This is a genomic window from Jannaschia sp. 2305UL9-9 (assembly GCF_041403465.1).
GTDB lineage: Bacteria > Pseudomonadota > Alphaproteobacteria > Rhodobacterales > Rhodobacteraceae > Jannaschia.
This window is the reverse complement of the sequence record NZ_JBGEHM010000002.1, coordinates 956654-976936: the sequence shown is the minus strand read 5'-3', so window position 1 is coordinate 976936 and position 20283 is coordinate 956654. Positions and strand designations below refer to the sequence as shown.

The window sequence follows — 20283 nt, the reverse complement described above, 5'->3', positions numbered from 1 at the left end:
GTGACGGGCAGTGCCGCGCAAGCACCGCGCGCGCTGGTGCGTCCAGCACCGGCAGAGGGCGGGCGCGCCATGATCGCGCGTGATCGCAACCGGATCATTCCGCGTCCCATATCACCCGCTCCTCCCCGCTCAGGCAGACGAAGCGCGTGCCCTTCATGCGGCCGATGACGGTCAACCCGACCTGCCGCGCGATGTCGACGCCCCATGCCGTGAAGCCGGAGCGGGAGACGAGGGACGGAATGCCCATCGTCGCACATTTTATCACCATCTCGGAGGTCAGCCGCCCGGTGGTGTACAGGGTCTTGTCCGCCCCGCCGACCCCCTTGGCACGCATCCACCCGGCCAGCTTGTCGACGGCGTTGTGGCGGCCCACGTCCTCGAAATAGGCGATGGGGTCGGGCCCCGCGCACAGGCAGGTGCCATGGATTGCCCCGACCGCAAGATACAGGCTGGGCGTGCGGTTGATCGCCGCCGACAAGGCACGCAGGTCTGACACGCGCAGGGGCGTGGCAGGCAGGCGCAGGCCGTCCAACCCCTCCATCATGTCGCCGAACACCGTCCCTACCGCGCAGCCCGACGTCCGGGTGGCGCGGGCCAGCTTGGCCTCATGATCGGTGATTTCGGCGGTGCGCACGACGACTGCCGCGACCTCCTCGTCATAGTCGATGCCGGTCACGGTATCATCTGCCCGCACCATGCCCTGATTGACGAGGAACCCGAGGGCCAGCCATTCCGGGTAATCGCCGATCGTCATGGCGGTCACGATCTCCCGCGCATTCAGGTAGATCGTCAGGGGCCGCTCCTCCACTACGCGCAGATCGACGGGCTGACCCGTCTGATCCCGCCCGGTGACCGCCCGGGTCAGGCGTGCCGCGGCGGGGTCGGGTGCCACGCGCAGGGATGGTGGGATCATGGTGGACACTTGCGGACCTGTCAGCAGCAGCGGTAGGGGCAGCTTGTCTGGTGCGGCAGCGGAGTGCAAGCGATGGCCAAATCCCCGTTCGGCAAGGGCGTTGCACACGGCCTTCCGTTCATCGTGATCATGGTGCCTTTCGGCGTCCTGTTCGGCGTGCTGGCCACCGAGGCGGGCCTGTCCCTTGCGCAGGTCATGGCCTTCTCGTCCCTCGTGATCGCGGGCGCATCGCAGTTCACGGCCGTGCAACTGTTGACGGATGGCGTGCCGACCGCGATCGTGATCCTGTCGGCGCTGGCGGTGAACCTGCGGATGGCGATGTATTCCGCCGCCCTGACACCGCATCTTGGGCCCGCACCCCTGTGGCAGCGGTGCCTGATTGCCTACATCCTCGTGGATCAGGTCTATGCCCTGGCCCAATCCGCCTATGATGAACGCCCCACGTGGACGGTGGCCGACAAGGCGGCCTATCTCGGCGGCGTGGCGGTACCGGTCTTTCCCGCATGGGTCGGGGCCACCCTGGCGGGTGCGGTGCTTGGCGCCCGGATCCCCGAAAGCTGGTCGCTGGACTTCGTGCTGCCACTGGCGTTTCTTGCGCTCGTCGGGCCCATGCTGAAGTCGCGTGCCCATGTCACGGCCGCCCTCGTTTCGGTGACGGGGGCGCTTGTGCTGTCATGGATGCCTTGGAACCTTGGCCTGATCGTGGCCGCCATCCTTGCCATGGCCGCCGGTGCAGAAGTGGAGCGTCGCGCATGACCGATACGACCGTCTGGATCGTGATCGCAGCCCTCGGGATCGGCACCTATCTTTCCCGGTTCGCGTTTCTCGGGCTGATCGGCGACCGCGAGATGCCTGCATGGGTTCTGCGCCACCTGCGCTATACCGGGGTTGCCGTCCTGCCGGGGCTTGTCGCCCCCCTCGTGGTCTGGCCCGACGCGACGGGCGGCGAGGTCGACCCCTTGCGCCTTGCATCGGCCGCCGTGACCTTGGCCGTCGGGGCTTGGCGTCGCGACACGATACAGGCCGTGATCGCCGGTGGCCTGTTCTTCGGCATCGGAAACTGGCTTTTGTAGTTATACAGGCAGGGCCGTGGTCTTGCACACGGTCTTGAGCGCGAAACTGGACTGAAGCTTGGCCACCCCGGGCAGGCGCGCAAGGTGGCGCCGGTGGATGGTGGCGAAATCCTCGCTGTCGCGCGCCACGACCTTCAGCAGGTAATCATACGCCCCCGTCATCAGGTGACATTCGAGGACATCCGGGATGCGCGCCACCGCTGCCTCGAAGGCATCCAGAACCTCGTCCGCCTGTGTCGACAAGCTGATTTCGACGAACACCGTCGTCGGGCGCCCGACCCGGCGTGGGTCGAGCAGGGCCACCTGTCCCGTGATGATCCCCTGCGCCATCAGACGCTGCAACCGCCGGTGACACGCCGAGGGGGAGAGATTCACCTGCTCCGACAGATCGGCGGCGGACTGCGTCGCGTCGCGCTGCACGAGTCGCAGCAGGCGGGCATCGATTTCATCATACTGCATCATGGCGCTGATTTCTTGCAAGTAGGCCATCTGTTTCGCACAAATTTTGCATGGCGCCAAATGCAGACGGGAAAGATTGCGAAACCTCGGCACCGTGATGGCCTTATAAGGCGGGCAAATACCAAGACAGGGAAAACAACATGATCATCGGCTGCCCCAAGGAAATCAAACCGCAGGAATTTCGCGTCGGCGTCACGCCGTCTGCTGCGATGGAAGCGATCGCGCATGGTCATGACGTTCTGATCGAACGGGGCGCGGGCATCGGTTCCGGCTTCGAGGATGCGGAATACGAAACCGTCGGCGCCCGCCTTGCGGACACCGCCGCAGAGGTCTTCGCTCAAGCCGACATGATCGTGAAGGTGAAGGAACCGCAGGCCGTCGAGCGCGCCATGCTGCGCGAAGGTCAGATCCTGTTCACCTATCTGCACCTTGCCCCGGACCCCGATCAGACGCGCGACCTGATTGCGTCGGGCGCGACCTGCATCGCCTACGAGACAGTGACGGATCGCATGGGCGGCCTGCCCCTGCTCGCCCCCATGTCCGAGGTTGCGGGCCGCCTTGCGCCACAGGTCGGCGCATGGACCCTGCAAAAGGCGAACGGCGGGCGCGGTGTGCTGCTGGGCGGCGTTCCGGGCGTCGGCCCGGCCGAGGTCGTGGTGATCGGTGGCGGTGTCGTCGGCACCCACGCCGCGCGGATCGCCGCCGGGATGGGCGCAAGCGTGACGGTGCTGGACCGGTCCCTGACGCGGCTGCGCTATCTCGATGATGTCTTCGGATCCGTCTTCCAGACCCGCTATGCCAGCGCCGGCAACACCGCCGAGATGGTGGAGCGGGCCGACATGGTGATCGGTGCCGTCCTGATCCCCGGGGCCGCCGCACCCAAGCTGGTCAGCCGGGCACAGCTGTCGCAGATGAAGACCGGTGCCGCGATCGTGGACGTGGCGATCGATCAGGGAGGCTGCTTCGAGACTTCGAGGGCGACCACCCATCAGGACCCGATCTACGAGGTCGATGGCATCATGCACTACTGCGTGGCCAACATGCCGGGGGCCGTTGCGCGCACCTCGACCATCGCGCTGGGCAATGCCACCCTGCCGTTCATGCTGTCGATTGCCGACAAGGGATGGAAAGCCGCCTGCCTTGCTGACCCGCACCTGCGTGCCGGCCTGAACGTTCATGGCGGACAGCTGACCTATGCCGCCGTGGGCGAGGCGCTTGGCCTCGAGGCGATCGACCCGATGACGGTTCTGACCGCCGCCTGATCGGCCGAATGGACGAAAAGGGGCCCGCACGGCAATGTGCGGGCTCTTTCCCTGTTGTCGTATTGCGTTCAGCGCCCGGCTTTGAGGCTGTCGCGAATTTCAAGCAGGACATCCAGTTCGGACGGGCCGGTCGGCACCTCGGGCGCGATATCGTCGGGCTTTTCCGCGGCCGCCTTGATGCGGTTCACCATCTTGACCAGCATGAAGACGACCCATGCCACGATCAGGAAATTGATGACGGCCATGGCGAACCGGCCAATGGCGAACACCGGAACACCCGCCTCGGTTGCGGCATCGAGAGACGCATAATTCGTCTCGGAATCGAAATCGAGTTCGTAGAACCAGCCGGAGAAATCGATGCCGCCGGTGAACAAGGCGATGATCGGATTGATCAGATCGCCGACCAGCGACGTGACGATCGCGGTGAAGGCGGCGCCGACAATGATGCCGACAGCCATGTCCATGACATTGCCCTTGGCGATGAAATCCTTGAATTCGTTAAGCATTGGCCCCTCGTCGTGTTCCATTTGTGTTTCGCGCCACGGTTGTGCGGGCGCGCGCACAGCTTTCCCTCAGAAAACGCACTGTGACTACCCGTTTTCGGGACAATCCCCGCGACATACATGGAACTGTCAATCTCAGGGATACGGAGTTCATCAATGGCCGATTTAAGCAGCTTTCCGATTACGCGGCGCTGGGTTCCGCAGGACCCGACCATCCTGCAGCTGTTTAGCTTTCCAACGCCGAACGGCGTCAAGATCTCCGTCGCGTTGGAGGAGATGGGCCTGCCCTACGAGGCTCACCGCGTCACCCTGTCGGATGCGGACGTGAAGTCCGATGCTTTCCTGTCGCTGAACCCGAACAACAAGATCCCGGCCATCATCGATCCGAACGGCCCCGACGGCACGCCAGTCGGCCTGTTCGAAAGTGGCGCGATCCTTCTGTATCTGGCCGAAAAGACAGGCAAGCTCGGGGGGCAAACCGCCTCCGACAAGGCGCGTGTCACCCAGTGGCTGATGTGGCAGATGGGCGGGCTGGGGCCGATGCTCGGGCAGTTGGGGTTCTTCGTGAAATTCGCAGGCTCCGAGTGGGAGGATACGCGCCCCAGGGATCGCTACGCGGCGGAGGGTCGCAGACTGCTGGCCGTGCTGTCTTCAGAATTGAAAGACCGGGACTGGATCGCGGGGGACTATTCGATTGCCGACATCGCGATTGCCCCATGGCTGAACGCCCTTGCCTACTACGGCGCGCAGGATGCCGTCGGCTGGCACGACAACCCCACCCTCATCGCCTATCTGGACCGTTTCATGGCGCGGGGCGCGGTATCCCGCGGCATGAATATTCCACCCAGAGAAGGTTGAGGCCACGCCGATGCTCACGGTCAGCAGCAGGAAGCCGAGGCTGATCAGGAGGGCGTGGATATGCAAACGCTCTGTCATGCCGCCAACGTAGATGGCCGCAACTTGCGTTTTCGTTAACGCGGCGGCTTAACGAAATTGCAAGTCTTGTGTCGGAATGATGCGGCATGAAAACCGTTGTTCTGATCCCGGTCGTTGCAGGCATGTTCGTCCTGCATTCCGCGGTAGCGATCCTTGCCGCCCCCCCCGAAGAAGGCGCGCCGCTGTTCGTGGTAGCGCGTCCCGGTGCCGACATAGACTGGATCCTCGCCACCGCGGATGGCTATCGCATAGGGCCGGCTGACCCGGTCATCGGGGCGGTCGTTCACAGCGACCGGCCTGCCTTCGCTGCACGTCTGCGGGATGCCGGGGCCATTCTGGTGGTTGCCCATTCCAGCATCGCGGGTATCGGATGTCAGGCCACATGACCCTGATCGTGTCGCCCATCCTCGAACGCCGGCGAACGCAGGCCGCGCGCGTTCTGCTTGTCGCCTCCGCGATCTGTGCGGTTCCACTGGCCATGATCGCCCTTGCCGTCGGAAACGACGCGATTGCCGTGTTTGTCGGGTCCGTTGCGATCACGGCATGCGGGGCGGCACTGTCGCTTGCCGGGCCCGCATTCGGGCGTATCGGGGTGGCCCTCGCCGTCACCGGACAAAGCCTTGTTCTGACGAATGCCTTCAGCGGCCATCCCTCGCAGATGGACAGCCATCTTCTGATCGTCGCGTCGCTGATCCTGTGTTCGATGCTGGTCGACCGACAGGCGATCATCGCCGCGGTTGTCGTCGTTGTGCTGAACCACGCATCCGCATTGCTTTTTGCACCGGCGCTCGTCTTCGACAGCATGGATATCCGGACGAACCTGGAAAGAATGGGCTTTCACGTCGCGGCGGTCGGTCTTTCAGCGATCGCTATCGTCGCCCTGGTCACGGAGCGGGCGAAGCTGAGCATTGCCGCAGTAGAAGACCGGGAGAGCGTGGAACAAGCCGCAAGAGAGGCACTGGAAGCGGAGACAAAGGCGAATCAGGCGCGCGAGCAGGCCGAAAAGGAACGAGAGGCAGCGAACGAGGCCCGCCGGGAGGCGGAGGCCGCCGTCACCGAAGGCCAGGCGCAAGCCGCCGCGCGACAGGCGCTCGAAGCCGAAACCGCATCAAGGCAGGCCGCCGCATACGACGAGGCGCTGGCCGAACAGGCGCGACAGCAGTCGGCGATATCGGCCCTGAGGACCGTGATGGCCGCGCTTTCGAAAGGTGATCTGAATACGCGCCTGAGCCAGAATCTGGACACGGCTTACGAAGATCTGCGACATGATTTCAATCAGGCGATCGACGCCTTGCAGGGCGCTGTCATCGAAATCCACACGCATACGGCCGTCATTCGCGGCGAGTCCGATGATATCGCGACATCATCGGCGGACCTGTCCCTCAGAACGGAAGCTCAGGCACAAACCCTCGAAGCGCTCGCAAAATCGATGGATCGTCTTTCGCGACTCATCAATTCGGCAGCGACGGATGCCAAGGAAGCAGAGGCTGTCGTGCTGGCAACGCGGGGCAAGGCAGAGACGGGCGCCGATGTCATGCACAAGGCGATCACGGCCATGGGTGAGATCGAAAGTTCCTCCGCCGAGGTGCGCAAGATCACGACGGTGATCGATGACATCGCCTTTCAGACGAACCTTCTTGCCCTGAATGCGGGCGTGGAGGCCGCGCGCGCGGGATCGGCGGGGCGTGGGTTTGCCGTCGTCGCCTCCGAGGTGCGCGCCCTTGCCCGGCGATCCTCCGAAGCGGCGAGCCGGATCAATACGCTGATCGGACAATCGGGCAATCAGATCAGGGATGGCGTGACACTCGTCAGGGATACCGGTCTGGCGCTGGAGGAGATTATCGGCTCCGTCTCGCAAGCCTCCGAAAGAATGGTCCAGATCGCCACGACCTCGGCCAATCAGGCGGATGGCGTTGCCGAAATCAGCCTTGCACTACGCGATCTGGACGTGGTCGCACAAAAGAACACGGCGATGTTCGAAGAAACGGCCGCGGCTTGCCAGTCGCTCAGAGGCAGTTCCGAAGGGCTTTCGCAGGCGTTGAACCAGTTCCTTTATGATCGTTCCGCGTCACGGAACGACGTGACCGAACATCAGGGCCGCGCTGCATAAGTATCATGGGCTCGACAGGGTCTGGCCGAACGGCCGGGTGCGAAAACCCGAGGTTTCGGTGACAGCAGGATCGTTCCCGGCGCACCGGAGTCCGCTGTGCCGGATGCCTCCGCACGCGAACATATGATGTCCCATCGCGGTGATACCTGACCCTGACCTGCGCACGGGGAGGTTTTGCAAGCATTGCGATGCCCGCACACCTGCTTGGCAGACCAATGCAACGCACGAAAAAGGCCCCGGAGGATTACTCCGGGGCCTTGTATCCAGATGCGGACGCTTATTCGCCGGCTGCTTCTGCGGCTTTCTCTTCGCCCGTTTCCTGATCGACCATCTTCATGGCCAGGCGGACTTTGCCGCGGTCGTCGAAGCCGAGCAGCTTGACCCAAACCTCCTGACCTTCCTTCAGAACGTCCGAAGGATGGTTCAGGCGCTTGTTCTCGATCTGGCTGACATGGACAAGGCCGTCGCGCTTGCCGAAGAAGTTCACGAAGGCACCGAAGTCGACGATTTTGACGACCTTGCCCTTGTAGATCTTGCCCTCTTCCGGCTCCGCCACGATCGAATGGATCATGTCATAGGCCTTCTGGATCGCTTCCTGCACGTTAGACGCGATCTTGATGATGCCTTCGTCGTTGATGTCGACCTTGGCACCGGACACTTCCACGATCTCGCGGATGACCTTGCCGCCCGATCCGATGACTTCCCGGATCTTGTCGGTCGGGATCTGCATCGTCTCGATCTTGGGCGCGTGGACCGAGAATTCGTTGGCCGAGGTCAGGGCCTTGGCCATCTCGCCCAGGATGTGGACGCGGCCGGCCTTGGCCTGCTCCAGCGCTTTTTCCATAATGGCCGGCGTGATGCCTGCGATCTTGATGTCCATCTGCAGGGACGTGATGCCCGCCTCGGTGCCCGCGACCTTGAAGTCCATGTCGCCGAGGTGATCCTCGTCGCCAAGAATGTCGGTCAGGACGGCGAATTCACCGTCGTCTTCCAGCACGAGGCCCATGGCGACACCGGCGACGGGCGCCTTCAGGGGCACGCCCGCATCCATCATCGACAGCGACCCGCCACAGACGGACGCCATGGAGGAGGAGCCGTTGGATTCCGTGATCTCGGACACCAGACGGATGGTGTAGGGGAAATCCGTCGCCGACGGCAGAACCGCCTGCAACGCCCGCCACGCCAGCTTGCCGTGGCCGATTTCACGACGTCCCGGAGGGCCGAAACGACCGACTTCGCCGACCGAATAGGGCGGGAAGTTGTAGTGCAGCAGGAAGTTCGATTTGAAGTTGCCGTGCAGCGCGTCGATGAACTGCTCATCGTCGCCGGTGCCCAGCGTGGTCACGACAAGGCCTTGGGTCTCACCACGGGTGAACAGCGCCGAACCATGGGTCCGGGGCAGCAGGCCCACTTCGGAGACGATCGGCCGCACGGTGTCGAGGGCACGGCCGTCGATCCGCCTGCCGTTCTTGACGACATCGCCGCGCAGAACGGCGGATTCGAGCTTCTTGAGCGCGGTGCCGAGGTTCGAATCCTCAAGCTGCTCTTCGGTCAGGCTGGCCTTGATGGCCTCCTTCGCGGCGGCAACGGCAGAGGTCCGCTCCTGCTTGTCGGTGATCGCGTAGGCGGCGCGCATCTGGTCTTCGCCAGCTGCCTTGACCGCTGCGAACAGGTCCGAATAATCGGGCGCCTGGAAATCGAACGGCTCCTTCGCGGCGTCTTCGGCCAAGGACACGATCAGGTCGATGACCGGCTGCATCTGGTCATGGCCGAACTTGACCGCGCCCAGCATCTCGGCTTCCGACAGCTCATAGGCCTCGGATTCCACCATCATGACGGCGTCCTTGGTGCCCGCGACGACGAGATCGAGGCGCTGCTCGGGGTCGTTGCGCAGGTTCTGCATGTCGTCGACGCTGGGGTTCAGGATGTAGTCGCCATCGACGAAACCGACGCGCGCACCGGCGATCGGGCCCATGAACGGCGCGCCCGAGATGGTCAGCGCGGCCGAAGCGGCGATCATCGCGACGACATCAGGGTCGTTTTCCAGGTCATGCGACAGCACGGTGCAGATCACGAGGACTTCGTTCTTGAAGCCGTCGACGAACAGCGGGCGCAGCGGACGGTCGATGAGGCGCGAGGTCAGCGTCTCTTTTTCCGTCGGGCGCGCTTCGCGCTTGAAGAAACCACCGGGGATCTTGCCGGCGGCGTAATACTTTTCGTTGTAATGAACCGTCAGTGGGAAGAAATCCTGGCCCGGCTTCTGGGCCTTGGCATAGGTGACGGCGGCCATGACGCTGGTCTCGCCGTAGGTGGCGATGACGCAGCCGTCGGCCTGGCGCGCAACCTTGCCGGTTTCCAGAGTGAGGGTGTCGTGGCCCCACTCCATCTCTTTTTTCACGATGTTGAACATATCGAATCCTACTGGGGAGCGGTCCCGGCCCTCCGGGTCTCCCATGCATATGGCGGCCCCATTGCCGCCGACCCCTGTTCCTTAGCGGGCGCCGGGGTCCCTGCGCCACGTCTCAGATGGCGCCGTGTAACCGAAACCCGTTCCAATGGGAAGGACTGCGACACTGGCGCGCGTCGATCGGCGCGGGCGCGGAATCGTCCCGGTCGCCAGACGAAAAAGGCCGCCCCCGAAGGTGCGGCCCTGTCATCCGGCAATCGGGTCCGTCTTAGCGACGGATGCCCAGACGCTTGATCAGATCCTGATAGCGGGCTTCGTCCTTGCCACGGGTATAGTCCAGCAGCTTGCGGCGCTGCGCGACCATCATCAGAAGGCCACGGCGGGAGTGGTTGTCCTTCTTGTGGGTCTTGAAGTGCTCGGTCAGCGTGGCGATGCGCGACGTCAGGATGGCGATCTGCACCTCGGGCGAACCGGTGTCGCCTTCCTTGGTCGCGAATTCCTTGATCAGGCGGTTCTTTTCTTCGATCGTGATCGACATCGTGGGCTCCTATTCTGGTGAAGGGATGGCACGAGCCGGGATGTCGTCCAGCAAGGCCTTGCGAAGTGGCGCCGCATACACCGCGACCGGACGTTTGAAAAGGCCAAAGCGCCGCAAATGCAGGTCGCATGCACGCCATCCATGCCGCGTTAACCATTTTGATCGGATGTTCTGTCTCCGTTCGGCCGAATCTGGTAAGCAGCATGTCACTGGCGGTGTTGCGACTTGTTTTGATCGCGATCCAGCCGTCGGTCCGGAAACTCCGGTTTTGTCGTAAAGGATCGAAGCGATGCTTTTGATTGCAGGGTTGTTCGGCATCGTGGCCTCTGGCCTGCTGTTGATCGAGACACCGCAAACGGATGCCGATCCGGAAGATGCACCCGACACGCCCGAGGATCCATTGGCCGAGAACGAGGAGGGCACGACCTCCTCGCCCTTGTCCGAAGCGGTCGCAGAGGTGGCCGATCGCGTGCCGGAACAGGAAAGCCTTGACCAGACGCAGGCATCCCCCTCACCTGCGGCGCTGTCCGATGGGCCGACCGCACAGGACGCCGATGACCGCGACTTCTGGACGGAAGAGACGGCCCTGGTCCTCAAGGATCAGGTCGCGGGGGCACATTTGTCCGACAGTTTCGGCGGATCCGTCGGTCCGGCCATTCTGCATACCGAAGACGCCACCTTTGGTCATGGCGGCGACGACAGCCTGCGGGGTGGCGCGGGCGACGACCTGTTGATCGGCAACGACGGAAACGATCAGCTGCGCGGTGGCACCGGACGTGACGGCCTCTATGGAGGAACCGGGGATGACGCCCTTTGGGGGGGTGACGGCGACGACATTCTGCACGGTGAAGACGGGGACGACCTGCTGGGTGGCGACGGGGGTGACGACCTGCTGCTTGGCGGTGATGGGGACGATACCCTGTCCGGCGGACAGGGGAATGACCGGCTGTTCGGCGGTTTCGGCAAGGATGTGATCCATGGCGGGTCGGGCGACGATCTGCTCGACGGGACCGAGATGGAGGAGGGTGATACCCTCGATGCCGACGCCGGTGATGAATTGCTTGGCGGCGAGGGGAATGACACGCTTGCCGGGGGGCAGCAGGATACCCTGACCGGTGGCGAGGGACGGGACATGTTCCTGTTCCGCGCCCCCAGCGCCGGGGCCTTCGGGTCGGATCTTGCCCCGCTGTCTTCTGCATTTGTCCCCCTCTGGATCGCCGATTTCGACGCCGAGGAGGATGCCCTGGAAATCCTCTACGATCCTGCGGAGCAACCCGATCCGGACAATCCGCCCCGTATCAGCGTCATCGAAGCTGCTGGCGCGATTGACCTCGTTCTGAACGGTGCCGTGGTGGCGAAACTAAGCGCCGGGACCATCATCGACGCCGACAGTATCCGTTTGGTGGCGGACAGCTGACACAACCTGACGCACGGCAGGCATGAGTCCAAAATTCAGATATCATGCCCGCAATCGGACAGGCGACCGCCGCGCCAAATGGAAACGATCTGCCTTCTCGCCAGGTATTGTTTCACGATTGGTCGGCCGCTGCCATGATCCAGCCCTAAACCTGCCGACATCCGCCTCATTTGGCTGGAAACGCGCGTAGAACGACGCAAGACTGACCTCGGGGCCGGGGGGCCTTTGAGCATTTATTGTTGGAGTGTCTGCCATGTCTGTTCTGTTAGCATTAGCCGGAGTTGTCCTGATCGGGGGGCTGTTGTTCGGATTGGATGATGACGAGTCCACCGAAGATCAGGCGGGACCGGACGAAGCCACGAATGGCGACGACGTGATCGAAGGCACCGTATCCGCCGATGCGATCCGCGCCCTGCTTGGGGACGATACGGTGTCGGGCAATGACGGCGATGACACGATCGGCGGCGGGCAAGGCAATGACGTGCTGAACGGAGATGGTGGCAACGACCTGATCGAATCGGGCCGGGGTGACGATGTTGCCAATGGCGGCACGGGCGATGACACCGTGTTCGGCCGCACCGGCATCGATCTGATCAATGGTGGCGACGGCGCAGATACGGTCGACGGCGGGTTCGGCGATGATCAGCTGTACGGCGATCAGGGCGATGACCTTCTGGTCGGCGGACCGGGTATCGATTTCCTCTACGGCGGCGATGACAGCGATACCCTCGAGGGCGGGGATGCGGCCGATACGCTGGAAGGCATGGCCGGTACCGACCGGGCCGGCGGCGGCGATGGCAACGACTTCGTCGGCGGGGGCGACGGAAATGATACCCTGTTCGGCGATGCTGGCGAAGACACCCTGTTCGGGGACAATGGTGCCGATGCGATCGACGGTGGCTTCGACGACGATTCGATCAACGGCGGCAATGGCGGCGACATCCTGATCGGGGGAACCGGGTCCGATACCCTGACCGGCGAGTTCGGGGCGGATATCCTCGTGGGTGGCAACCTTGGCGAAAGTGGTTCGCAGGACGATCCGCTGTTCATCGACGATGCAGAGGCCGATGATCTGCGCGGCGGCGCCGGGGACGACCTGCTTGTCCTTGGCAGCGGCGACACCGGACAGGGCAGTGTCGGCGCCGACACGTTCCGGGCGAGCACCGCATCCGTTACCGACGATGTGGCCGTCATCCTTGACTACAACCCGGATGAAGACGCGCTGGAAATTTCCTACGACCTGGGCGCCACGCCCCCCGTCGTTACCGTAGCCCCGATCACCGGGGCGACGCCCGGCACGTCGATCCTTGCGGACGGGGTAGAGGTGATGCGCGTCAATGGATCCACGCCCATCGCGGCGTCCGACATCGCTCTGATTGCCGGATTGCCCGACGTACCGGTGACGCCGACGCTCTAGGCTACGGGCGCATTTCCGAAAAACGACGCAAGCGCCGCAGACACCTCCTGCGGCGCTTCCTCCATGGCGAAATGACCGCTGGTCACCGCAGCATCCGTCACGTTCACCGCCCAATCGCGCCAGATCGCCGCCGGATCACCGGTCGACGCCGGAAACCCGTGGCGCGCCCATAGAAACAGCATCGGTGCCTGTATCATGCGGCCCTCGGCACGGTCCTTGGCATCGACGGCCCGGTCCGTATGGTATCCGGCGCGGTAGTCCGCGCACATCGCGGCCAGATGGGCTGGGTCCGCGGCTTGGGTGCGATAACTGTCGAGGGCCTCCGGCACGAAACAGGACAGCGACTTCGACAGGGTCCAGCTTGCCAATGTCCAATCGATGTAGCCGCCCGCATCCGCCGCGATCATACGCTCCGGCAACGGGGCGGGCTGCGCAAGGAAGTTCCAGTGATAGGCTTTGTGCGCAAGGTCGGCATCCCAAGCCTGCCAGAAGGCGAGCGTCGGCACGACCTCCAGTATGACAAGGCGCGACAGACGGTCAGGATGGTCCAGTGCAAACCGGTAGGCGACCCGCGCGCCCCGGTCGTGTCCGATCACGTCGGCCTGCGCATACCCCAGGTCGTCGAGGGTGGCGACAAGATCGGCGGCCATGCGCCGCTTGGAATAGACAGTATGCTCAGCGTCGTCCTGCGGCGCGTCACTGTCGCCATAGCCGCGCAGGTCCGGCAGGATGCAGGTAAACCGCGCCGCGAGGTCCGGCAGCACCGGCAGCCAGCAGCGATGGTTCTGCGGAAACCCATGCAGCAGCACGAGGGGCGGCCCGTCGCCCGTGACCCGCACGGCAAGGCGCGTGCCATCGTCGGCGGTGATATCGTGACGGTTCATTTTCATGTCGCAGCCACCCATGGTTGGGGCTGCACGGCATAGCCGATATAAAGGGGGTGTTTCGGGTGGCCCGCCTTCGACAACCCGAGGTGAAACAGGGGTTGCCCGGTTTCACGCAGCAACCGCTCCACTGCGGGGCCACGATTAAGATGCGCGCCATGTGTGCCCCATGCACAGACGGTCGCATCCGCCCAGAGCGCGGCATCGCGGATCGCCGCGTCATTGGCGGCCCCGCCCACCGGATCGGCCTGCGCCCGCATGTCCTTTGGATCGGTCGCGCGCCAGGCGAAGATGTTCGTCACCCGAAACGCCCCGAACCCCAGCGCCCGGGCCCGCCGTTCGCAGCGTTCGACCGTCGGGTCGTTCGACAGCTCCGTCGCGGTGGACGGGTTGAGCATGACGAAGGCGACACGCCTGCCCTGCTCGTCCCAGACACGTGTCAGGTCGTAGCGATAGGCTTCGTCATCGCTGTAGGTCGCGGTGGAGGGGGCGTCGCCCTTGAGATGGCTGCGTACAAGCATGGGCCAGACATGCCCAAGCCCGGCCGCCAGTGCAACGGGGCCGGGCCTTTCGTATGTGCTTTGGTTCACGCGGGATGGGGCGCGGGCGCCTGACGCGGAAGCCGACGCTCGATCACCGCTGCGGCAACGACAGCGAACAGGATGTGGCCCCACAGCGCGACCCATGTGATGCCGGTGAAGCCAAGAAACGGGGCGTTGCCCGCCACCAGATGCGCCACGAAATACAGCGCGAAAACCCACAGGCCGATGCCATAGGCGATCGATACCAGCGACCAATGCAGCCATGGCGCCACCTTGGCGGCGATCGGACGTGCGATCAGGAAATAGCCCAGCGGATAGGCCAGCAGGCCGGTCAGGATGTGCATCGTATCGGCGGCCCCGCGCGGCGCGGCACCGAACACCTTGGACAGGGTCGCCTGTGCCAGGCCGACGGGCGCAAGCTTGGCAAATCCGGCCAGCGGGGACAGCCCCTGACCGAACAGGTCGAAGGCGATGGTGGCCAGCGCCCCCGCAATCAGCAGGGTCCAGGCGGTTTCGGCGGGGGAATGTGCGGTGGTGTTGGTCATGTCTCGGGTCCAGTCGGTAAGGGTTGCGGCAGCAGGCTTGCCCCTTCGATACCCGACCCGCCCCGTATCGTGGCAGCCCCCCTCACGCAGGGGTCAGCGACCGCGCCGTTCCGCCCCGTGATCCGTGAGGTGTTGAAACAATTCGACCCGGATGTGGCAGGAGGTCGCGGACGATTGTTTCAAACCGCCCGGACCGGACCGCAGATCAGGTCTGGAACACCTTGGACGGCTGCAACTGACCGGCGCGATAGGTGCCTACGGCGACGGCCCGCCCTTCCCGACTGGCCCAGCAGGTTTCGCCGAACTCGGCCCCCGACAGGACCTCGGCCGGGTTGCCGTGCCGCATCCGCGTTGCCGCCGCCTCCGTCACCGGAAGGGCGGGCAGGTCGGCCAGACCCATCTCCAGCGGATGCAGGTGGGACATCAGGTCGTCGGTGCGCGCCAGACGCTCCAACTCCTCCAGCGAAATGCCATCGGCGGCGTCGAACGGCCCCGACCATTCGCGGCGCAGCCATGCGACATGGCCCAGACAGCCAAGCGCACGCCCAAGGTCGCGGGCAATCGCGCGGACGTAACCACCCTTGCCACAGACCATGCGCAATTCGGCACCGTCGGCGTCATTGGCCAGAACCGTCAACTCCTCCACCCACAGGGGGCGGGCGACGAGGTCCATCTCGACCCCTTCGCGGGCCAGGTCATAGGCGCGCTCCCCCTCGACCTTGACGGCGCTGACCTGCGGCGGAACCTGTTCGATCTGACCGCGAAACGCGGGCAAGGCGGTTTCGAGCGCGACCGCATCGGGCCGCACCTCGGACGTCTGCGTCACCGTGCCGGAGGCATCGTCCGTCGACGTCTCCGCGCCCCAGTTGATGCGAAAGCGATAGCATTTCAGCGCGTCGGTCACGAAAGGCACCGTCTTGGTCGCCTCGCCCAGCGCCACGGCCAGCACACCCGTCGCATCCGGGTCGAGCGTGCCCGCATGGCCCGCCTTCTGCGCATCGAACGCCCAGCGGACCTTGCCGACCACCTGCGTCGATCCGATGCCGGCAGGCTTGTCCACGATTACCCAGCCATGGACCGCGCGGCCCTTCTTGCGTCTAGCCATCCGTCCGCTCCGTCACGACCAAAATCGGGCCCATCTGCCGCCCCGGATCGGCCCGTCCAAGCGACGGGGCGAACAGGCGCGAGACACGGCCATCGAGATACAGCGCATTGTCCACGTCCAGCACGTCGCGAAACAGGGTCGCCATCTCATGAAAGGTGACCGGCTGGTCCGAGATCACGAAGTGCACCCGCTGCCCGTCCGCCGTGGCACCGACACCGTTGCGCAGGTTCAGATAGGTGCTGTCCGGGATGAAACGCGGATGCAGGGCCCCGTCGATCACCAGCATCGGGCCCGATTGCGTGGCGAAAGCGCATTGCGGGGGGGCGGCATCGAACGCCCGGCTTTCGATCACGTCCGCCCGGTCGCCCTGCACGCAGAAAACCCCGTTCGGAAGCATCCCGAAATTGCCCGGCCCCTCGCGGGTCACGATCGACCGTGCCTGAACGCCGTCCTCGATATACAGGCCCACGGGCGCGCGGTCGGCATGATACATGCCGCCGTTCATCGCAAAAGCTATCGGCGCATCGGTTGCCCGGTCGAGCGCGACGAAGCTGCCCAGCGGCGCGCCATCCTCGCCCTGCAGGCGCAGGGTGACATCCTGCTTGGCCAGATCGGCGGTGCAGACGGTAAATGCGCGTTCCCTGTGCATGACCGCGTCGCAGGCCGCAGCGCCCGCCGCCGTCACCAGCCACAAGAGGACGGCAAGCCGGATCACGCGTCGCCCCCGCCGTCCCCGTCCGGTCCGTCGCCCTCACCGTCCTCGTCCCGCGCTTCGATGTCGCGGCGCACGGTCTCGTCCTCGAACAGGGCGCGCGTCGCGTCCATCCGGTCAAAGGTTTCGTCGATGCGGAATCGCAGGTCGGGCGCCATCTTCAACGCCATGTCCTTGACGACCGCATGGCGCAGCGCGCCCTTGTTGCGCTTGAGCGCCTCCATCATCGCGGTCTTGTCCTTGCCGCCCAGCGGCAGGACCCAGGCCGTCGCGATCTTGAGGTCGCGGGTCACGGTCACCTCGCCCACGGTGATGGACATGGATTGCAGGTCGGGGTCGTGGATCTCGCCCCGGATCAGGACGTCGGACAGGGTGCGGCGGATCAATTCACCGACCCGCAGCTGACGCTGCGAGGGGCCGCGGCCGTCGCGGGGTTGGGATCGTGCCATCTGCGCCTCCGGAAAATGTCAGGGGCCGCAGATAGGCGCCGAGGGCGCGGGACGCAAGCCGCAGCCACCCGCGCCGGGGTCATTGCATGGCGCGCGCGGATTGCCCAAGAGGGGGATACGGCATCGATTGGCAACGGGGATCACCATGAACGCGACAGGACAGGACAGCACGGGCATCGTGGTGATGGGCGGATCGGGCCGGATGGGCCGGATGCTCTGCGGGCTGATCGACGCGGCGCCGAACGCGCATCTTGTCGGCGTGACCGAGGCGCCCGGGCACCCCTGGGCCGGTCATGATCTGGGCGAGGCCATGGGCGGCGCGCCGAGCGGCGTGCCCGTGACCGACGACCCGATCGAGGTGGTCGCCCGTGCGCAGGCGGTCATCGATTTCACGACCCCCGCCGCGACCGTCGCGATGTCGGAACTGACGGCACAGGCCCGCGCCGTCCACGTCATCGGCACGACGGGCCTGACCCCCGAGGATCTGACCGTTCTGGACCGCGCTGCCCATCACGCAACCATCGTGCGCGCGGGCAACATGTCGCTGGGCGTCAACCTTCTGACACAGATCGTGCAACAGGTCGCCGCCGCGCTGGACGACGACTACGACATCGAAATCGTCGAGGCGCATCATCGCCACAAGGTCGACGCCCCGTCGGGCACCGCCCTGATGCTGGGCGAAGCGGCGGCGGCGGGTCGCGGTGTGACGCTGGACGCCGTGGCCGACCGTGGGCGCGACGGCATCACCGGCGCGCGCGACCGGGGCGCCATCGGGTTCCACGCGATCCGGGGCGGGGATGTCATCGGCGACCACGATGTGATCTTCGCCGCCGACGGCGAGCGTATCACCCTGCGCCATCAGGCGACGGATCGCTCCGTCTTTGCGCGCGGGGCGCTGAAGGCCGCGATCTGGGGTCAGGGCCGCGGCCCGGGGGCCTTCGACATGCTCGACGTGCTGGGCCTGCGCTGATCCGATCCGTGCGCCCCTGCGTATCCCGTTCATGAAATACGCAATCATCGCCTTGGCGGTCTTCGCCGCCCACCCCGCCACCGCCTTCGAAGCGGTCACGACGCGCGACGCGTTCGTCGCCCTCGTCGAAGGGCGCACGTTGCGGGGGGATGGTGTTTCCTTGCGCGTGGGGCCGGACGGCAGCATCGCGGGCCGCGGGTTCGGCCTGCGTGTCACCGGCGCGTGGGACTGGCAGGACGGCCTGTTCTGCCGGACGCTGGATACCGCGATCCGCGACTTTCCGCGCAACTGTCAGACGGTCGCCGTGCAGAACGGAACCCTCCGCTTCACGGCGGACCGGGGCACGGGGGACGTGGCGGACCTGTCCCTGCGCTGAACCCGCCGTGGGGCGAGGGCATGCAACGCGGGATCAGAAATCGATCGCGATGCCCTTCAGCTCCCAATCACCGTAGCGGACGGGCTCCGGCCCATCGCGCCCACCCAGTTCGACCGGCATGTTCATCTCGGCCTTCTTGCGGGCCTCGGCCTCCTCCAACGCGCGGCGGGCCACGTCGGGCAGGGCTGCGCGGCGGGCGGCCTCCTCCTCGGGGGACAGGGCCGCCGGGACGGGGCCGATCGCGCGGTTGGACGTCGGACAGGCGGGTGCGTCCGGATTCGCCACTGGCAGGGCCTCGGGATCGACGGTCATGCGGTTTGCCATTGTCAGCGCCTCCTTGCCGGGTGTTCTCTTTGCATATACCCCCCGGCTTTCGTCCGACAAGGAGGCCGCGACATGAAGGACCTGCCCGAAAGCCTGGCCACGCGCAGGGGCGCGCTGCGCCTGCTGGCCCATGTGCTGCGCGATGGCCGGATGCTGGGGGACGGGGCCTCCGGCCTGTCGGGGGCCCCCGCCGCGCGGGCCCTGCGCCTTGCCGGCCTTGTCCTTCGTCACATGGGTCGCGCCGATGCCATTCTGAAATCGCAGATGCAACGGCAGCCGGCGACCCGCACACGCGACATCCTGCGACTGGCCGTTGTCGAGATGTTCGTGGATGGCGCGGCGGCGCATGGTGTCGTCAACGACGCGGTCGCCATGGCGCGGTCGACACCGCGCACGGTCAAACAGGCGGGCCTCGTGAACGCCGTGCTGCGCGGGCTTGCCGATGAACAGGCCACTTGGGATGCACTGCCGCCCCCTGCCCTGCCCGCGTGGTTGCGCAAACCCCTCGCCAAATCCTGGGGCCGCGACCGTCTTGAGGCGATCGAGGCCGCGCATCTTGTTCCCGCACCGCTGGACCTGACCCCCAAGCCGGGCGTCACGATGTCCGATGCGGAGGTTCTGCCAACCGGATCACTGCGCCTGTCCGGTGGTCAGGTCAGCGCATTGCCGGGATACGACGCAGGCGACTGGTGGGTGCAGGACGCCGCCGCCGCGATGCCCGTGCGCCTTCTGGGCGATGTGACCGGCCTGCGCGTGCTGGACCTTTGCGCCGCGCCGGGCGGCAAGACGATGCAGCTGGCGGCAAGCGGGGCCGATGTCACCGCGCTCGACATCTCCGAAGCGCGCCTGCGGCGGGTGACCGAGAACCTTGCGCGCACCGGCCTGACCGCCGATGTCGTCGCGGCAGATGCCCTGACGTGGACAGCCGAGGCGCTTTTCGATGCGATCCTGCTCGATGCGCCCTGCACGGCAACCGGAACCATCCGGCGTCATCCCGACCTTCCCCACCTGCGCGAGGCGCGCGACATCGAGGCGTTGACGCAGCTTCAGTACCGCCTGATCGACCGCGCGCTGACCCTGTTGAAGCCGGGCGGCCGCCTCGTCTTCTGCACCTGCTCGCTTCTGGCGGTCGAGGGCGAGCATCAGGTGACGGCGGCGCTGAAGCGGCATCCGGGGCTGTCGGCCGATGCGATCGACCCGACAGACCACGGCCTGCCGCCCGAGGCCGCGTCGCCCCATGGCCTGCGCCTTTTGCCGGACCTCTGGGCCGAACGCGGACATCTGGATGGCTTCTACATGAGTGTTCTGCGCACCCGCGCATGACCGAGGGGCAACGGGGGC

The 20283-nt window shown here is 65.4% G+C and carries 23 protein-coding genes; 11 read left to right on the top strand and 12 right to left on the bottom strand.

The features are described from left to right. Positions 1-94: 94 nt before the first annotated feature. Complete coding sequence (locus tag V6N07_RS12850) at positions 95-913, bottom strand: formate dehydrogenase accessory sulfurtransferase FdhD (protein ID WP_371156701.1); 819 nt, start codon at positions 911-913, stop codon at positions 95-97. Positions 914-985: 72 nt separating this feature from the next. Between V6N07_RS12850 and V6N07_RS12845 the strand changes: the two genes are divergently transcribed. Together V6N07_RS12845 and V6N07_RS12840 are read left to right on the top strand one after the other, a co-directional pair. Next, positions 986-1669 carry an AzlC family ABC transporter permease gene (locus V6N07_RS12845; protein ID WP_371156700.1) on the top strand — a complete coding sequence of 228 codons (684 nt, stop codon included), beginning with the start codon at positions 986-988 and terminating at the stop codon, positions 1667-1669. Continuing rightward, on the top strand, positions 1666-1986 hold the full coding sequence (locus V6N07_RS12840; RefSeq protein WP_371156699.1) for an AzlD domain-containing protein: 321 nt from the start codon (positions 1666-1668) through the stop codon (positions 1984-1986). The genes V6N07_RS12845 and V6N07_RS12840 overlap by 4 nt, the downstream gene beginning before the upstream one ends. Here V6N07_RS12840 and V6N07_RS12835 read toward each other — a convergent pair whose 3' ends face one another. Then, positions 1987-2445: an Lrp/AsnC family transcriptional regulator gene (locus tag V6N07_RS12835; protein WP_371156823.1), complete on the bottom strand. Its 459-nt coding sequence runs from the start codon at positions 2443-2445 to the stop codon at positions 1987-1989. It lies immediately after the preceding gene. 140 nt (positions 2446-2585) lie between these two features. On the opposite strand from V6N07_RS12835, the gene ald reads away from it, so the two are divergent. Continuing rightward, the gene (gene ald, locus V6N07_RS12830) at positions 2586-3707 is read left to right on the top strand and encodes an alanine dehydrogenase (RefSeq protein WP_371156698.1); all 1122 of its coding nucleotides are present in this window, start codon (positions 2586-2588) and stop codon (positions 3705-3707) included. A 68-nt stretch (positions 3708-3775) separates the two neighbouring features. On the opposite strand, the gene mscL is transcribed toward ald, so the two are convergent. After that, on the bottom strand, positions 3776-4213 hold the full coding sequence (gene mscL, locus V6N07_RS12825; RefSeq protein WP_371156697.1) for a large conductance mechanosensitive channel protein MscL: 438 nt from the start codon (positions 4211-4213) through the stop codon (positions 3776-3778). Positions 4214-4366: 153 nt separating this feature from the next. On the opposite strand from mscL, the gene V6N07_RS12820 reads away from it, so the two are divergent. The 3 genes from V6N07_RS12820 to V6N07_RS12810 all read left to right on the top strand — a co-directional run bounded on the left by V6N07_RS12820 (position 4367) and on the right by V6N07_RS12810 (position 7256). After that, positions 4367-5068 (top strand): glutathione S-transferase family protein, encoded by a 702-nt coding sequence (locus tag V6N07_RS12820; RefSeq protein ID WP_371156696.1) that lies wholly within the window; start codon positions 4367-4369, stop codon positions 5066-5068. 164 nt (positions 5069-5232) lie between these two features. Beyond that, entirely contained in the window at positions 5233-5532 is a 300-nt protein-coding gene (locus V6N07_RS12815; protein WP_371156695.1) for a hypothetical protein, read from the top strand. Then, the gene (locus V6N07_RS12810; RefSeq protein WP_371156694.1) at positions 5529-7256 is read left to right on the top strand and encodes a methyl-accepting chemotaxis protein; all 1728 of its coding nucleotides are present in this window, start codon (positions 5529-5531) and stop codon (positions 7254-7256) included. The genes V6N07_RS12815 and V6N07_RS12810 overlap by 4 nt, the downstream gene beginning before the upstream one ends. A 277-nt stretch (positions 7257-7533) precedes the next feature. On the opposite strand, the gene pnp is transcribed toward V6N07_RS12810, so the two are convergent. Together pnp and rpsO are read right to left on the bottom strand one after the other, a co-directional pair. Further along, complete coding sequence (gene pnp / locus V6N07_RS12805) at positions 7534-9666, bottom strand: polyribonucleotide nucleotidyltransferase (protein ID WP_371156693.1); 2133 nt, start codon at positions 9664-9666, stop codon at positions 7534-7536. Between the two features lie 265 nt (positions 9667-9931). Next, entirely contained in the window at positions 9932-10201 is a 270-nt protein-coding gene (rpsO, locus tag V6N07_RS12800; protein ID WP_371156692.1) for a 30S ribosomal protein S15, read from the bottom strand. Positions 10202-10490: 289 nt separating this feature from the next. Here rpsO and V6N07_RS12795 point away from each other — a divergent pair, with 289 nt between their 5' ends. Both V6N07_RS12795 and V6N07_RS12790 read left to right on the top strand, forming a co-directional pair. After that, entirely contained in the window at positions 10491-11618 is a 1128-nt protein-coding gene (locus V6N07_RS12795) for a calcium-binding protein (protein WP_371156691.1), read from the top strand. Between the two features lie 253 nt (positions 11619-11871). After that, positions 11872-13035 carry a calcium-binding protein gene (locus tag V6N07_RS12790; RefSeq protein WP_371156690.1) on the top strand — a complete coding sequence of 388 codons (1164 nt, stop codon included), beginning with the start codon at positions 11872-11874 and terminating at the stop codon, positions 13033-13035. Here the strand turns inward: V6N07_RS12790 and V6N07_RS12785 are convergent. From V6N07_RS12785 to rbfA, 6 genes are all read right to left on the bottom strand, one after another. Beyond that, entirely contained in the window at positions 13032-13925 is an 894-nt protein-coding gene (locus V6N07_RS12785; RefSeq protein ID WP_371156689.1) for an alpha/beta fold hydrolase, read from the bottom strand. The genes V6N07_RS12790 and V6N07_RS12785 overlap by 4 nt on opposite strands. Further along, the gene (locus V6N07_RS12780) at positions 13922-14440 is read right to left on the bottom strand and encodes a DUF1643 domain-containing protein (RefSeq protein WP_371156688.1); all 519 of its coding nucleotides are present in this window, start codon (positions 14438-14440) and stop codon (positions 13922-13924) included. The genes V6N07_RS12785 and V6N07_RS12780 overlap by 4 nt, the downstream gene beginning before the upstream one ends. Before the next feature lie 65 nt (positions 14441-14505). After that, on the bottom strand, positions 14506-15006 hold the full coding sequence (locus V6N07_RS12775) for a hypothetical protein (RefSeq protein ID WP_371156687.1): 501 nt from the start codon (positions 15004-15006) through the stop codon (positions 14506-14508). 205 nt (positions 15007-15211) lie between these two features. Beyond that, positions 15212-16111 (bottom strand): tRNA pseudouridine(55) synthase TruB, encoded by a 900-nt coding sequence (gene truB, locus V6N07_RS12770; RefSeq protein WP_371156686.1) that lies wholly within the window; start codon positions 16109-16111, stop codon positions 15212-15214. Beyond that, positions 16104-16826, bottom strand: coding sequence for a phosphodiester glycosidase family protein (locus tag V6N07_RS12765; protein WP_371156685.1), 723 nt, complete (start codon positions 16824-16826; stop codon positions 16104-16106). Before V6N07_RS12765 ends, truB begins: the two co-directional genes overlap by 8 nt. Continuing rightward, positions 16823-17272, bottom strand: a complete 450-nt coding sequence (gene rbfA, locus V6N07_RS12760) for a 30S ribosome-binding factor RbfA (RefSeq protein ID WP_371156684.1) — start codon at positions 17270-17272, stop codon at positions 16823-16825. The genes V6N07_RS12765 and rbfA overlap by 4 nt, the downstream gene beginning before the upstream one ends. 145 nt (positions 17273-17417) lie before the next feature. Between rbfA and dapB the strand changes: the two genes are divergently transcribed. Further along, on the top strand, positions 17418-18242 hold the full coding sequence (gene dapB / locus V6N07_RS12755) for a 4-hydroxy-tetrahydrodipicolinate reductase (RefSeq protein WP_371156683.1): 825 nt from the start codon (positions 17418-17420) through the stop codon (positions 18240-18242). A 31-nt stretch (positions 18243-18273) separates the two neighbouring features. Then, positions 18274-18618: a dihydrodipicolinate reductase gene (locus V6N07_RS12750; RefSeq protein ID WP_371156682.1), complete on the top strand. Its 345-nt coding sequence runs from the start codon at positions 18274-18276 to the stop codon at positions 18616-18618. Between the two features lie 33 nt (positions 18619-18651). Here V6N07_RS12750 and V6N07_RS12745 read toward each other — a convergent pair whose 3' ends face one another. Further along, positions 18652-18837, bottom strand: coding sequence for a DUF1674 domain-containing protein (locus V6N07_RS12745; RefSeq protein WP_371156822.1), 186 nt, complete (start codon positions 18835-18837; stop codon positions 18652-18654). A gap of 177 nt (positions 18838-19014) precedes the next feature. Here V6N07_RS12745 and V6N07_RS12740 point away from each other — a divergent pair, with 177 nt between their 5' ends. Then, a complete protein-coding gene (locus V6N07_RS12740) occupies positions 19015-20265 on the top strand; it encodes an RsmB/NOP family class I SAM-dependent RNA methyltransferase (protein WP_371156681.1) in 1251 nt (416 codons plus the stop codon). Positions 20266-20283: the final 18 nt, after the last annotated feature.